Origin of the sequence: Aliivibrio sp. S10_S31, from assembly GCF_014694495.1 — a bacterium.
In the GTDB taxonomy this organism is placed as follows: domain Bacteria; phylum Pseudomonadota; class Gammaproteobacteria; order Enterobacterales; family Vibrionaceae; genus Aliivibrio; species Aliivibrio fischeri.
Genome location: NZ_JAAUWR010000146.1, coordinates 1 through 272, shown reverse-complemented (window position 1 = coordinate 272; position 272 = coordinate 1). Strand labels below are relative to the sequence as shown.

Genomic DNA, 272 nt, shown 5'->3' with positions numbered 1-272 from the left:
AGCCTGGCGATGTCCTACTCTCACATGGGGAAACCCCACACTACCATCGGCGCTATTACGTTTCACTTCTGAGTTCGGCATGGGATCAGGTGGGTCCATAATGCTATGGTCGCCAAGCAAATTCTTTAATTCGGAAAGCTTATTGTGTTCTTAATCACATTCAATTTGTTTCTTGCAACTTCAAATCCGTTCAAAACCCCTTGGGTGTTGTATGGTTAAGCCTCACGGGCAATTAGTATCAGTTAGCTCAATGCCTCGCAGCACTTACACAC

General features: G+C 45.6%; 1 rRNA gene. It reads right to left on the bottom strand.

Features of this window, described 5'->3' with window-relative positions:
* Position 1 precedes the first annotated feature (1 nt).
* Positions 2-117, bottom strand: a 5S ribosomal RNA gene (rrf, locus tag HC728_RS19990).
* Between the last annotated feature and the right edge of the window lie 155 nt (positions 118-272).